Origin of the sequence: Nostoc spongiaeforme FACHB-130, assembly GCF_014698475.1 — a bacterium.
In the GTDB taxonomy this organism is placed as follows: domain Bacteria; phylum Cyanobacteriota; class Cyanobacteriia; order Cyanobacteriales; family Nostocaceae; genus Nostoc_B; species Nostoc_B spongiaeforme.
In genome coordinates this window covers 13,056-25,580 of the sequence record NZ_JACJTB010000042.1, presented here as the reverse complement: position 1 = coordinate 25,580, position 12,525 = coordinate 13,056, and the positions used below count along the sequence as shown (strand labels likewise).

Below are 12,525 nucleotides of genomic sequence, written 5' to 3'. Positions count from 1 at the left end.
GGGAGTAGGAAATAAGCCTTATCTAAGTTCACTGATTTTTTCAGCTATTGTTAAATTTAGGTTAAATACTATCAGGATCTACACCCAAAGCTTTTAATCTCTCTGCTAGTAATTGGGCGCGTTGTTCTGCTTGTCGAGCGCGTTCGTCACCAGTCAGTAAAATACTACCAGCTTGGTCACACCAACGCAACCAACTATCATTTCTCCCTTCAAATTCGCCAGTCCACAAAGTAACGCCTAAACCAATATCTTCTAACCAATTATTTGTCGTTTCTAGATAACGTCTACCCTTAATCGTATAAATTCTTAAAACTTGCTCTCCCAAATTTTGCTGGGGGTCATAGACAATATAATAAGCAACTCGCATTTTTTCATAAATTTGGAGTTTCTCATCTAATTCATTGCCCTTTTTATTAGAGACAATTTCAATTACCAGTTCTGGTGATTTACCAAATTTCCAAACAAGGTAACAGCGATTTTCTTTTTCCCACCAATTCTCCGGTGTTTGAACATCAAAACTCACAAATACATCAGGAACGATCGCAGGTTCGGTATATGTATGGTAAACCCCAACATTAGCTGCCGCTAAAAAAACATGATTTTGTAAAGAACTATAAAGGGAACTAACTAAAAGGCGTTGTTGTTTGGCAGAGACAAGATTATCTACTGGCGTATCATCTTCAGTTATGAGTAGGTTAGCATCTGGTATGTAACAATTATCAATATCTTTGACTAAAAGTTGCTCACCCATGATTTTATCCACTACTGAAGGGTTGTATTTATTATAATTAAAATTCTTACTGCTCTCAACCTGATTTAACCTAATAGTTCGTTCACCGCAACATTAAAACCTGGAAGTACAGTTTGAGTTCTGGCTACTTCACCTGCAATAAATACGAGTCGCTGATTTTTAGTAATTATAATAATCCAACTATTTTCAGGAAATACTAACCAAACTTCTTCACTACCAGATTGCAAATATTCTTGAGATTTGGCAATCATATCTTCTGCTAAATCTGTAGGGGAAATAATCTCAGCTATTAAAGGAAAACTTTGCGGTAAAACCGCAGGTTCTCCAAATTGCTGCATCAGTTCTGGGGTAAGATAAGCCACATCAGGACGACGACCTTGTTTGTTAGTCAGACAAGGTGCTTCTGTATAAACCTCACCGCCTTGTTCACTAGTGTTTTTATAATTTCTCCAGTAAAAGTATAAATTTCCTTGTATACGGCTGTGTTTCAATGTCACTTCTTCTTTCTCCAGCAGTTCCCCATTTACCCATTCTGTACCTTCTGGGGGACTTTGCAGCCAATCTTCTAGGGAATAGTTTGTTGAGGTATTTTCTTTAATTGGTGTGATTACCATAATTATCTATTCTTATGGGCAGGATATGATTAATATTATGACTTAGAGGTTAATGAAAATGACACAAGAATTAACCGACCTCAGAAATAGTATTTTACAAGGACGTTACGAAGATGCTTTGGCGATTGTTGATGAGTTAGAGGGGATGAGTAGACAGGCAATACTGAGAAATATTCAATCTTATTTAAAAATTTTATTGATTCATTTAATTAAAAATCAAGTAGAAAAGCGACTAACAAATTCTTGGTCTGCGTCTATTCGTAACTCTGTACGAGAAATTCAAAAAATTAATATTAAAGACAATAAAAAATCTTATTATGTCAATCAAGATGAATGGGAAAGTTTAATAGAAGATGAAGTAATTGAAGATGCGATCGCAGATGCTAGTTTAGAAGTTATGAACGGTACATATAACCAATTTCAACTAGCTGATGTAGTCAATAGGCAACAATTAATGCACAAGGCTGTAGAATTTTTACTCTTGACTTATAGTTATTCATCAAAAGAATTACCCAAAATTGTTGCAGAAAAATTGATTCAATTACCTGGTGCTGAAGATTAGTAATTTAAAATCATCAGTCCTTTTAGGATGGGAAAACCCCATCCTAATAATTAACGGAAATTAACCGAAATGTTGAATAATTGCGTCGGCAAATTCAGAACATTTGAGAGGTTCTACAGGTGGTTCCATTAACCTTGCTAAATCGTAGGTGACTTGACCATTAGCGATCGCATCTCCTAAACCTTTCTTAACTAAGTCGGCTGCTTCTTGCCAACCCAGATATTCCAACATCATCACGCCAGACAAAATCACTGAACCAGGGTTAATTTTGTCTAAGCCTGCGTGCTTGGGTGCTGTACCGTGAGTTGCTTCAAAAACGGCGCAAGCATCACCAATATTCGCGCCTGGCCCCATACCTAAACCACCAACAATAGCGGCGGCTGCATCCGACAAATAATCGCCGTTGAGGTTCATTGTAGCCAGAATTGAATATTCATCTGGTCTGGTTTGGATTTGTTGAAAAATACTGTCAGCAATCCGGTCATTGACCATGACTTTATCTTTCCACTTGCCATTGCCGTGGCTATCCCAAATTGAGTTAAGAACTGTTTCCACTTCCTTGACAATTTGCGCTTTTTTCTCTTGGGTAAGAGCATCAAAACCAGGGTCAATTTGACGGGCGTTGTCTTCTAGGGAAATATTGGGATTTTTCTCTTTGTTGCTTAAAATCCAAGATTCCCGTTCTGTAACGCACTCTTGACGGAATTCGCTGGTGGCTAGTTCATAACCCCAATCACGGAATGCGCCTTCGGTGTACTTCATGATGTTACCCTTATGCACCAGCGTTACCTGTTGCTTGTGTTTGGGCAAAGTTAAGGCGTGTTTGATGGCGCGACGTACTAGACGCTGGGAACCAGTTTTGCTGATGGGTTTAATCCCGATCCCTGCATCGAGGGGAATTTGCTTTTTCCCGTGTTCTGGGGTGGCGGGGATCAGTTCTTTGTTGAGGATGGAAATTAAGCGTGAACCGATTTCACTACCTTGTTTCCATTCGATTCCCAAATATATATCTTCAGTATTTTCCCGATAAACAATGACATCTAGCTTCTCAGGGTTTTTGTGGGGTGAAGGCGTACCAGCATAGTAACGGCAAGGGCGCACGCAAGCATACAAGTCAAAAATTTGCCGCAATGCCACGTTTAAAGAACGAATCCCACCACCTACAGGAGTGGTCAAAGGCCCTTTAATTGCCACACCATATTCTTTAATCGCTGTCAGAGTATCTTCGGGTAAATACTGATAAGTACCGTATAAATCACAAGCCTCATCACCAGCGTAAATCTTAAACCAACTGATTTGGCGTTTACCCTGATACGCCTTAGCTACCGCCGCATCTAGTACCTTTTGGGTAGCAGGCCAGATATCAATACCTGTGCCATCGCCACGAATAAACGGGATAATTGGATTGTCAGGCACAACTGGCTCACCATTCTTAAAGGTGATTTTTGATCCACTAGTCGGGGGGGTAATCTTTTCGTACATAGTTCCAACACTCCAGAAAAACATAAAAAGTACGAAGTATGAAGTTTGAAGTATGAAATATCAAATATAAATTTCACCTTCAGCCTTAATGCTTCATCTTGCTTGGGTTCTAGCCTAAGCGTCTCTAACTTCTAGCCCCGCAATATGCAGATTTTCCCCCTATTCCCCTTTTACAGCATTTGGGGATTAAGTGAAACTGACGCAATTTTGTACGATCAAAAATAGTAAACTACTTTTCGCTATCAGTGTTTCATCATCAAGAATCCACGATAGCGATCGCTTGTTCACTGACCGCTAACACGAGTAATGGCATGACAGACCCAATGATTGTATCAGGCACTGCTAATGACATCGACTCCCTCAGACAACGCTTAATCGCTGGGTCTCTTCAAGTCCAACAACAGATCATCCCACAGTTAGCCGAATTAGGTAACGAGGGATTGGAAGTGTTGAGGGAATTTTTATTGAAACGTCGTGAGTCCCCAGCAACTTGGATTGATGGTAAAGCTTACCAAGTCCTTTACAACTCTGATGCACCAAACGCCAGAGAATTTCTCCAAACAAATTTTCCTGAAGGCATTGTACCTCTAAAATCAGACGCAGGGATCAATTACAAACCTTTACAACAGCTACTTGCTGCTCAAGACTTCCAAGCCGCCGATCGCATGACTATTGAGAAAATGTGCGAAGTAGCAGGGCCAACGGCTGTCAAGCGCAAATGGCTGTATTTTACGGAAATTGATAATTTCCCTGTGACTGACTTACACACCATTAATAATTTGTGGTTAGTTCATTCGGAAGGAAAATTTGGCTTTTCGGTACAGCGCGAAATTTGGTTAAGCCTCGGCAAAAATTGGGATAATTTCTGGACGAAAATCGCCTGGAAAAATGGGAATACTTGGACACGTTATCCTAATAGCTTTATTTGGGATTTGAGTGCGCCAAAAGGTCATTTACCTTTATCTAATCAACTGCGAGGTGTGCGAGTTATTGCGTCTTTATTTGCTCATCCGGCGTGGACGAATAAGGGATGAAGTGTGAAGTATGAAATTAGTAAAATCGTAAAATTAAAGTATGCGGAATAACATCAAACGCGAATTTTACGTCATTATTGAACGGGATGAAGATGGCTATTATGTCGGAGAAGTCCCGCAGCTAAGAGGTTGTTATAGCCAAGGAGAAACAATTGATGAGTTAATGGTCAATATTAAAGAGGTCATTGAGCTTTGTTTAGAACCTGAAAGTAATGAAACAATACTGTAGCAATCCTAAATCATGCGTGAAAAATAAGATCCCCGACTTCTTAAAGAAGTCGGGGATCTGAGTCTCTCAATTTTCACAAATAAAATAAAATTTCTGTAGGATTAGCAGCCTATGAATAAGCATAAGGTAGAAATAGCAGATGATTTGCGTTCAGAGTATAACTTAAAAATTTTAAGAGTCAGAAAATTTGGCTCTGAACGTAAGAGTTTTACTCAGACAACGATTCGTTTAGAACCTAATACTAAACAGCCTGAAAATAGTTAATTGTTAATAGTCATTATTCCTTAGTTATAAAAATAAAGGGCAAATGACAAGTGACAAATGACAAATAACAAAGGACAAAATTAAATAATGGCTAAAGTACGTCTTGAAGAAATTAAACGTCGGTTTAATAACGTCACCGCCATCGAAGATATTAGCTTTGAAATTCCCGATGGCGAATTTTGGGTGTTAGTCGGGCCTTCTGGTTGTGGGAAATCGACAATTTTAAGGACGATCGCGGGTTTAGAAACTGCCACTTCTGGCAAACTATTTATAGGCGATCGCTTAATGAATAACATCCCCGCCAGACAGCGCGATGTGGCGATGGTGTTTCAAAACTACGCCCTTTATCCGCACATGACGGTGGCGGAAAATATCGGCTTTGGGTTGCAGATGCGAAAGGTGGACGCGAAACTTATTCAAGAACGAGTAGCGACGGTGGCGCGATCGCTTTCGTTGGAACATTTGTTAGATCGCAAACCCAAACAGCTTTCTGGTGGTCAGCAACAACGGGTAGCATTAGGAAGAGCGATCGCCCGTGAACCACAAGTATTTTTATTAGATGAACCTTTATCTAATTTAGATGCTCAATTGCGCGATGATACCAGAGCCGAATTAAAACAACTCCATCAAGAGTTAGGAATTACCACGGTTTATGTAACTCATGATCAAGTTGAGGCGATGACCTTGGCTGATAAAATTGTGGTGCTGAATCGGGGGAGAATCCAACAAATTGGCGAACCCCAAAGCATTTACGCGCTTCCAGCAAATCAAATGGTGGCAACTTTTTTAGGCAATCCACCAATGAATATTTTGTCAGCAAAATATACCAATGATGGCTTTGATGTGGGTGAACAATTAATAGCAATTCCCGAAGTTGTCAGGGAAACATTACAACTGCGTCCAGGGCAAAGTTATGATTTAGGTATTCGTCCAGAACATATTTCTATTAACGAACCACAGAGGCGCAGAGAACACGGAGAGGAAGAGGTAGGAGAGTTGCTGGTAGATGTGAAGGTGGTTGAGCCTTTGGGGAGAGAAACTTTAATTAGAGCCAGCTTACCTGGTTCGACAGTGTTGTTGAATGTGCAGCTTGGTGGAAATGTGCGGGTGAATGTAGGCGATCGCTTATCCTTACAATTAGATTTAACTCAGTTATTTATCTTTGATTCTATTACTGGAGATAGAATATTTCCTGAATTATCAAATTAAGTATTGGGTAAATTATGCTGCTGCCACTTCTCAGTTTCACAAGCAGTTTGATCATGTAAAACTCTACAACTAATTACGGGATATAAATAGAGAAATGCTAATCCAATAATCACAAAAACCCAAGCAAAACGAATAGCCCAGGTTTTTAGGTTAAATGTTTTTTTATACATGAATACTCTAGATTAGTTTCGCATCCTTGGTCATACCAAATCGATATGAAGAAGCGTATACAAATATCTTGCACCTAGCCCCGACGATTAAAATCGCGGCTATAAAAACAAAGTCCGCCTATCGCGCTTGCGCTGCGCTTGGCGCACCACGCGGACTAAGGTAAAATCAAGCCTTTTGAGCCTGCGGAGGCAGGCTTTGTTTGTATAGCCCCAGACTTCAGTCTGAGGGGTTTATATGCTCTTATAGAATTGGTATCAGCTATATTTTTCACTGAGTCAAAACTTCCATCTTAGTAATGATTGATTCTTTTTTAGTTTTGCCACATGGTTCAGCACTTTGACAATCACTTACCGATTCAATTGTGTAAGATGCACGCACTTTTTTGTTTAAAAATTTCGCTGATTCTGCACAAATCTCAAAAGATGCGCCTACCGGACGTTCAATTCCTTGCTCATCAATTAATGTGACATAACACAATAAATCACCGTTGACTAATTCTTTGACTGTACCAAGAGTTGGTAAATCTTTTGTCGATGTTTCTGGGTTTTCTGATGGCGCAACTTCGGTTGTGGGAGTTGCTTCAGGAGATGCAGTCACTTCAGAGATTGGGCTAGGGCTTTGGGTAATTTCAGATTTAGTTGTCGGGGTTTCTTGACTAACTTCTGTAGAGGAATTAGTACAACCACTAATCCAAATTAGACAAATAATTAATCCAGTGATGAAGCTAGGTTTGTTCATAGTTAGAGTCTATTTATAAAGTATAAGTAGGATGTGTTACGGCTGTGTAAGGATTTGGCAATGTAGACAAAATAATATCTAGCCGTAACGCACCAAGTGATAGTTTTGCGTTACTATTGGCTTGATTTTACAAGAGTCCACATGGGCGGACTTTGTTTGTATAGCCACGAATTCCATTCATTGGGGCTAGGTGCTTTACCGTACTCAGCACTTTCAACTCAGCACTCTTCATTCCATTAATAAAGTTTGTAAAACTAAACTTCCCGATTGCACAACTCCTAGTGCATTGGGTTTATCAAAGCGCCAGTGTTGTTGATATTGATTGAGAAAGTTTTGTCCAATAATACCTTCTACACCAGGAAGTTTGAGAATATTACTTTGCTCGACAATAACAGCATCAATTTCAGTAACTTGATGTTGCTGAATTTGGAGTTGATTTAATTTAATTTTTTTAACTGTTTCCCGTCCTCCTAAACCGAATACTTCTGCGGTTTGGGCGTTGCGAGTGTCAATTTTTAATTTTTGAGCGATAGATTTAGAAACTGCGATTGTATAAGCTCCTGTATCTAAAACAAAATTAAAAGGCCCTTGACCGTTAATGTAAACTTGAGTCGTTAAAATCCCAAAGGTTCCCTTTAAAGGAATAGCACCCGCAACAGGATTAGAAGGTGGTAATAGTTGTAATTGTTGTTTTTTGGGATTGAGAACAACATCGAATTTACTGAGAAAATCTAATCCTAAAACTCCAGATATATCTTGTGGTAAGGCTGGTGTAGGTAATTCTAAGCCATAAAGACCAGAAACAGTAGCAGAATTTACACTTAAACCTGGTAAGATATGAGTCTTAACTTCTAGGTTTTTGAAATTATTACCAATAACTGGTTTATATTCTAAAAGTCCATTGGGAATAGGTTTACTATTCAGACCTAATTGTTCAGCAATTTGAGTATTGATAATTGTTTGACCACTGCCAGTATCTAAAATAAAAATTTGCGTTTGTCTGCCAATACGGACGGGAATTCTAAACACAGAACTCTTACTATCTAATTGCAATTTGATGTTGGCTCGTCCTTGACTAGTTGATTGCGGGAGTTTCACACCAACCGCTTCCATAAAAGCGGTGACGCGCTCAATAGCATCAGGGCGAAACTCTCCATTTGAAGTTAAAGTGAGAATTTGTAAAGCACATTTTGTTGTGATAGCTTCTGATTCAGCTTGATTGATTAGCTGTTGATCAGAAATTTTAGCCTCAGCACATTTTGAGACTTCTTGTAAAAGTTGCTGTCCAAGATTAACTTGACCAGCCGCAGGTGTCGGTAACAAAGAAACTAGACTACTGAAAAAAATGCCTGCTGTAAATAAATGAGAAAGCAGGCTTTTGCTTCGGTGGGAATTTTGGTTGGTTGGAGTCTGGTATTTTTTCCGCCGAGGCTGAATAGTAATTTGCATAAAAACAGTGATGATAGTTAGTTAACACACTGTTTTAACTGGTACTTTGCTAAATCACCAGATGCAAATGCTCCATTTTCTGTAATGATGGCTGTAATTAACTCGGCTGGGGTGACATCAAAAGCTGGATTGTAAAAATCTACGCCTTCTGGGGTGAGTCTGGTATCTCCAACTTGATAAATTTCCTCTGGGTGACGTTCTTCTATAGGGATTTGACTACCATTAGATAAGGCAAAATCAACGGTGGAAAAAGGCGCAGCGACAAAAAATGGTACATTGTGAGCTTTAGCCACGATCGCTAAACTATAGGTACCAATTTTATTGGCTGTGTCACCATTAGCCGCAATGCGATCAGCACCAACAACAACAGCGTGAATTAAACGCCTCTGCATACAATGGGCGGCCATGTTATCTGTAATTAATGTCACAGGTATATTTTCCTGTACACATTCCCAAGCTGTGAGTTTTGCACCTTGCAAGCGGGGACGAGTTTCGTCAGCAAACAGCTTTTCTAAACGCCCTTCGCGCCAAGCAGAACGCACCACACCCAAAGCTGTACCATAACCCGCAGTTGCTAACGCGCCTGCATTGCAGTGAGTCAGTAAAGTTAGCTTTTCGGGTGTTTTCGGCAATACAGTTAAACCATGATCACCAATCGCCTGACAAGTTTGCAAATCTTCTGCATTAATGGCTTGGGCGGTTTGGAATAAAACTTGTTTGATATCTTCGACGCTTCCCTCAGTGGTGTGGGCAGTTTTTAACATCCGACTAATTGCCCAGAATAAGTTTACCGCCGTGGGACGAGTAGAGCCTAATAATTGCGCGATATTTTCTAGCTGGGTTAAAAATTCAGTGCGTTCCTTGGTGATAATTTCTCTCGCCCCCAGATACATCCCGTAAGCCGCAGCCACCCCAATAGCCGGCGCACCCCGTACAATCATCGTTTTAATCGCCCGTGCCATATCTTCACTACGATGAATTTCCACAAAGGCGTATTCATTAGGTAAACGGGTTTGGTCAATGAGTGATACGGAATCATTGTGCCAAATAACTGGATAAACTTGGTTTGCAGGGTTTTTCATAAAACAGCTTAGGTTGAAAAAGTGAAGTAGGCGATCGCAAAGGTGTGAAAATTTAAAAACTGCGATTGTCAGAAATGCTATATACGGCAATTCCATCTAATAATAAATTGACAAATACTGATACAACATCTCTTCTAGAAGTTTTTTCTGAGAATAGATTAGTAGTTTGGTAAGCAATGGACAGAATTGCTACTCCATGCACCATCGCCCAGATTGCTTTTGTGATTTCGTAAGTATCGCCAGCAATCAGTTCTCCATTTTCTTGACCAGCTTTTACCAGCTCAAATAATTGGTTGAGTGAGGCTTGGGCAACTTCTTCTAAGTTGGGATATTGGGCTACATCTACAGGACGAAACATGATTTGCACATGATTGGCATGATTGATGGCAAATTTGACATAAGCCTGACTGGCTGCAATTAACTTTTGACGAGTACTGTTATCAGCTTGAGATATGGCAGATTCTACGTTAACTGTCAGCAGACGAAAGCCTTCTTGGGCGATCGCCGCCAGTACAGCTTCTTTATCGGCAAAGTGCATATAAGGCGCATTGTGACTGACTCCGGCTTTCTGCGCCATTTTGCGTAAACTCAGCGCCTCAACCCCATCCTCCGCTAACAGTTCTATGGCGATCGCCAGCAGAGTATTGCGTAAGTTTCCATGATGATATTGAGCCATATTTTTCTTTTTATATTGACACTGCCAATATTTTAGTTTTATATTGGCAGTGTCAATATATTACTGATTGACTAATTGAGTGTCCAGAATTCATAGCAAAACAGTCTTTTCTTATAGGAAAGACTGAAAGCAATAGCTCAAATTTCTGCACAATTGAAAATCCCAAATTTTATGAATCAGAAGATTCTCTTTTTTATGGCGATCGCTATATCTGCAATCACCGGATGGCTGCTAGGTAACACTAGCCCTTGGATAAAACCGCAATCAAATGATCAAGCAATGGCACAAACAATAACAAATTCTATGCGTATTTTACAAATCAACTTCAAATATAAAACATCCACTGCTGAATTTAAACAGCAGATGCTCGAACATGCGCCTCGTCTTGCTGCTGTCCAAGGATTGAGATGGAAAATTTGGTCAATTGATGAGATAAATCGAGAAGCCAATGGCTATTACTTATTTGAAAATGAAATTGCATTAAACAATTATCTCGATAATGTTTTTTTTGTTGGTATGGGGAATAATCCCACAGTGGGCAATATTGGGGTTAAAAAATTTGAGATTCTCCAAGAGCCTACTGCTATTACGCGAGGCCCAATTTAGTAAAAAATGGGTAGGAAAATTAACGATGAAATTTAGTCATACTCTGAAAACATCAGCTTCACCCGAAAAAATCTGGTCAATTTGGACAGATGTAGAGCATTGGTCAAAATGGGATACAGAATTGTCTGATGCTTATTTAGAAAGTCCCTTTGCACTGGGAGCCAGAGGTAAACTTACGCCAAAACAAGGACGAGTTTCAACATTTAAAATCTCACAATTAATTCCAGGCAAAAGTTATACTTTTACAATTAACTTGCCATTGTGTAGTTTAAATGTACATCGCTATCTTAATGTTCAATCAGATGGCACATATTTTACTCATGAAATAACATTTCAAGGATTGCTGGCTTTTTTATTTGGTCAAATCTTAGGGCGACAATTTCAAGCAGTATTACCGAGCGTTATGCAGAATGTAAAGCAAATTGCCGAATTAAGACAGTCATCCAAGAATTGCTAACTTTATCAAACACCGTACTTATCAGAATAGTTGCTCACCATAAATTATTGGTCAAGGGAACCTAAGAGTTGTCAATTAAGACAAAATAGTTAGTGCAGAATTTTGCATTATAGATAGTATACAAAGCTATTTTCCACCTACATATTCTGAGGGTGCTGATGACTCAACCATTTCCCACTGCACAAATAGTTTTTACTAAATTAACTAAAGTTGCCCAGGTAAGTTTTACGGCTGCGATCGCATTTCATCTTTGGGTAACGCCTTCTTTGGCTGGCGACCCCTTTGGTCGCAACCAAGCACATCAAATTGGCGATCATACAGAAGCCGCTTTTAAAGCTGTTTTCCAACAAGGTAATTATCCCGAAGCCGAACGTCACCTCAAAGAAGCTTTAGCAAAAGAACCAAATGAACCTTTAGCTTATGCAATGCAAGCATCGTTAGCTTATGCCAAGGGAGATTTCACAGGTTTAGATAAATACAGCCAGCAAATTTTAGACGCTGGGCAGAAATTAGTTGCTAATGACCCTTTGCGTGGTAACATATATACCGCCGTTGGGCATTTCTTTGAAGGTGCGGTAATTGTGACGCGGGAAGGTGCGGCGAAAGGTGCGACTCAAGCTTTAGGTCGGTTGCGCCAAGTTTATGAATATTTAGATAAAGCCGAAGCGATTTCGCCAAAAGATCCCGAACTGAATTTACTCAGAGGCTATATGGATTTGATGCTCTCTGTTAACTTACCCTTTGCCAATCCTGATGAAGCGATTGGGCGGTTAGAGACAAGTGCAGCACCGAGATATTTGGCAGACCGAGGCATTGCGATCGGCTACCGAGATTTGAAACAATACACTCAAGCCTTAGATTATGCCAATCAAGCGATTCAAGGCGCACCAGATAACCCAGAGTTGTATTATCTCAAAGCCCAAATTCTCAAGGAAAAGGGAAGACGCGAAAAAAGTCAAGAGTTGCTGCGAGATGCGATCGCCAATTTTGACAAAGCTTTGACCAAAAAATCCCAATTACCCGCTAGTTTAGTCAAACAAATTGAGCGGGAACGCAATAGTGCAGTTAATCAGTTGAAGAATTAGGGGCTAGGGACTAGGGGCTAGGGACTAAAGAATATTGTTACAGACTTAGCCTCCAACCTCCAACCTCTAACCTCTACTCCCTACTTTGATATGCTTATTTTGAACGACAGTAATTG

General features: G+C 39.9%; 16 protein-coding genes. 8 read left to right on the top strand and 8 right to left on the bottom strand.

From position 1 onward, the window contains the following. Positions 1–61: 61 nt before the first annotated feature. Both H6G74_RS24165 and H6G74_RS24160 read right to left on the bottom strand, forming a co-directional pair. Positions 62–751 (bottom strand): Uma2 family endonuclease, encoded by a 690-nt coding sequence (locus H6G74_RS24165; protein WP_190970067.1) that lies wholly within the window; start codon positions 749–751, stop codon positions 62–64. 65 nt (positions 752–816) lie between these two features. Beyond that, positions 817–1,365: a Uma2 family endonuclease gene (locus H6G74_RS24160; RefSeq protein ID WP_190970066.1), complete on the bottom strand. Its 549-nt coding sequence runs from the start codon at positions 1,363–1,365 to the stop codon at positions 817–819. A 58-nt stretch (positions 1,366–1,423) separates the two neighbouring features. On the opposite strand from H6G74_RS24160, the gene H6G74_RS24155 reads away from it, so the two are divergent. Beyond that, positions 1,424–1,927 carry a DUF29 family protein gene (locus H6G74_RS24155; protein ID WP_190970065.1) on the top strand — a complete coding sequence of 168 codons (504 nt, stop codon included), beginning with the start codon at positions 1,424–1,426 and terminating at the stop codon, positions 1,925–1,927. 60 nt (positions 1,928–1,987) lie between these two features. On the opposite strand, the gene H6G74_RS24150 is transcribed toward H6G74_RS24155, so the two are convergent. Continuing rightward, a complete protein-coding gene (locus tag H6G74_RS24150; protein ID WP_190970064.1) occupies positions 1,988–3,409 on the bottom strand; it encodes an NADP-dependent isocitrate dehydrogenase in 1,422 nt (473 codons plus the stop codon). 311 nt (positions 3,410–3,720) lie between these two features. On the opposite strand from H6G74_RS24150, the gene H6G74_RS24145 reads away from it, so the two are divergent. From H6G74_RS24145 to H6G74_RS24130, 4 genes are all read left to right on the top strand, one after another. Beyond that, entirely contained in the window at positions 3,721–4,443 is a 723-nt protein-coding gene (locus H6G74_RS24145) for a GUN4 domain-containing protein (RefSeq protein ID WP_190970094.1), read from the top strand. Between the two features lie 40 nt (positions 4,444–4,483). Beyond that, complete coding sequence (locus tag H6G74_RS24140; RefSeq protein WP_190970063.1) at positions 4,484–4,672, top strand: type II toxin-antitoxin system HicB family antitoxin; 189 nt, start codon at positions 4,484–4,486, stop codon at positions 4,670–4,672. A 111-nt stretch (positions 4,673–4,783) separates the two neighbouring features. Beyond that, positions 4,784–4,936, top strand: a complete 153-nt coding sequence (locus H6G74_RS24135; protein WP_190970098.1) for a hypothetical protein — start codon at positions 4,784–4,786, stop codon at positions 4,934–4,936. Positions 4,937–5,023: 87 nt separating this feature from the next. Continuing rightward, on the top strand, positions 5,024–6,145 hold the full coding sequence (locus tag H6G74_RS24130; protein ID WP_190970062.1) for an ABC transporter ATP-binding protein: 1,122 nt from the start codon (positions 5,024–5,026) through the stop codon (positions 6,143–6,145). Here the strand turns inward: H6G74_RS24130 and H6G74_RS24125 are convergent. From H6G74_RS24125 to H6G74_RS24105, 5 genes are all read right to left on the bottom strand, one after another. After that, the gene (locus H6G74_RS24125; protein ID WP_190970061.1) at positions 6,142–6,315 is read right to left on the bottom strand and encodes a hypothetical protein; all 174 of its coding nucleotides are present in this window, start codon (positions 6,313–6,315) and stop codon (positions 6,142–6,144) included. The genes H6G74_RS24130 and H6G74_RS24125 overlap by 4 nt on opposite strands. Before the next feature lie 268 nt (positions 6,316–6,583). Further along, positions 6,584–7,054, bottom strand: a complete 471-nt coding sequence (locus H6G74_RS24120) for a hypothetical protein (protein WP_190970060.1) — start codon at positions 7,052–7,054, stop codon at positions 6,584–6,586. A 228-nt stretch (positions 7,055–7,282) separates the two neighbouring features. Then, positions 7,283–8,503: a retropepsin-like aspartic protease gene (locus H6G74_RS24115; protein ID WP_190970059.1), complete on the bottom strand. Its 1,221-nt coding sequence runs from the start codon at positions 8,501–8,503 to the stop codon at positions 7,283–7,285. A gap of 17 nt (positions 8,504–8,520) precedes the next feature. Next, positions 8,521–9,585, bottom strand: coding sequence for an S-methyl-5-thioribose-1-phosphate isomerase (mtnA, locus tag H6G74_RS24110; protein WP_190970058.1), 1,065 nt, complete (start codon positions 9,583–9,585; stop codon positions 8,521–8,523). Positions 9,586–9,637: 52 nt separating this feature from the next. Continuing rightward, the gene (locus tag H6G74_RS24105) at positions 9,638–10,261 is read right to left on the bottom strand and encodes a TetR/AcrR family transcriptional regulator (protein ID WP_190970057.1); all 624 of its coding nucleotides are present in this window, start codon (positions 10,259–10,261) and stop codon (positions 9,638–9,640) included. Positions 10,262–10,432: 171 nt separating this feature from the next. Here H6G74_RS24105 and H6G74_RS24100 point away from each other — a divergent pair, with 171 nt between their 5' ends. The 3 genes from H6G74_RS24100 (at position 10,433) to H6G74_RS24090 (ending at position 12,409) form a co-directional block, all read left to right on the top strand. Then, complete coding sequence (locus tag H6G74_RS24100) at positions 10,433–10,867, top strand: YdhR family protein (protein WP_190970056.1); 435 nt, start codon at positions 10,433–10,435, stop codon at positions 10,865–10,867. Between the two features lie 25 nt (positions 10,868–10,892). Beyond that, on the top strand, positions 10,893–11,324 hold the full coding sequence (locus tag H6G74_RS24095; RefSeq protein ID WP_190970055.1) for an SRPBCC family protein: 432 nt from the start codon (positions 10,893–10,895) through the stop codon (positions 11,322–11,324). 158 nt (positions 11,325–11,482) lie between these two features. Beyond that, complete coding sequence (locus H6G74_RS24090; RefSeq protein WP_190970054.1) at positions 11,483–12,409, top strand: Sll0314/Alr1548 family TPR repeat-containing protein; 927 nt, start codon at positions 11,483–11,485, stop codon at positions 12,407–12,409. Positions 12,410–12,525: the final 116 nt, after the last annotated feature.

Bases quoted from the DNA above. Each gene is read 5' to 3' on its own strand.
- H6G74_RS24140 (WP_190970063.1), top strand. From the start codon at position 4,484: ATGCGGAATAACATCAAACGCGAATTTTACGTCATTATTGAACGGGAT.
- H6G74_RS24130 (WP_190970062.1), top strand. From the start codon at position 5,024: ATGGCTAAAGTACGTCTTGAAGAAATTAAACGTCGGTTTAATAACGTC.
- H6G74_RS24150 (WP_190970064.1), bottom strand. From the start codon at position 3,409: ATGTACGAAAAGATTACCCCCCCGACTAGTGGATCAAAAATCACCTTT.
- H6G74_RS24160 (WP_190970066.1), bottom strand. From the start codon at position 1,365: ATGGTAATCACACCAATTAAAGAAAATACCTCAACAAACTATTCCCTA.
- H6G74_RS24155 (WP_190970065.1), top strand. From the start codon at position 1,424: ATGACACAAGAATTAACCGACCTCAGAAATAGTATTTTACAAGGACGT.
- H6G74_RS24100 (WP_190970056.1), top strand. From the start codon at position 10,433: ATGAATCAGAAGATTCTCTTTTTTATGGCGATCGCTATATCTGCAATC.
- H6G74_RS24165 (WP_190970067.1), bottom strand. From the start codon at position 751: ATGGGTGAGCAACTTTTAGTCAAAGATATTGATAATTGTTACATACCA.
- H6G74_RS24145 (WP_190970094.1), top strand. From the start codon at position 3,721: ATGACAGACCCAATGATTGTATCAGGCACTGCTAATGACATCGACTCC.
- H6G74_RS24120 (WP_190970060.1), bottom strand. From the start codon at position 7,054: ATGAACAAACCTAGCTTCATCACTGGATTAATTATTTGTCTAATTTGG.
- H6G74_RS24115 (WP_190970059.1), bottom strand. From the start codon at position 8,503: ATGCAAATTACTATTCAGCCTCGGCGGAAAAAATACCAGACTCCAACC.
- H6G74_RS24125 (WP_190970061.1), bottom strand. From the start codon at position 6,315: ATGTATAAAAAAACATTTAACCTAAAAACCTGGGCTATTCGTTTTGCT.
- mtnA (WP_190970058.1), bottom strand. From the start codon at position 9,585: ATGAAAAACCCTGCAAACCAAGTTTATCCAGTTATTTGGCACAATGAT.
- H6G74_RS24105 (WP_190970057.1), bottom strand. From the start codon at position 10,261: ATGGCTCAATATCATCATGGAAACTTACGCAATACTCTGCTGGCGATC.
- H6G74_RS24095 (WP_190970055.1), top strand. From the start codon at position 10,893: ATGAAATTTAGTCATACTCTGAAAACATCAGCTTCACCCGAAAAAATC.
- H6G74_RS24135 (WP_190970098.1), top strand. From the start codon at position 4,784: ATGAATAAGCATAAGGTAGAAATAGCAGATGATTTGCGTTCAGAGTAT.
- H6G74_RS24090 (WP_190970054.1), top strand. From the start codon at position 11,483: ATGACTCAACCATTTCCCACTGCACAAATAGTTTTTACTAAATTAACT.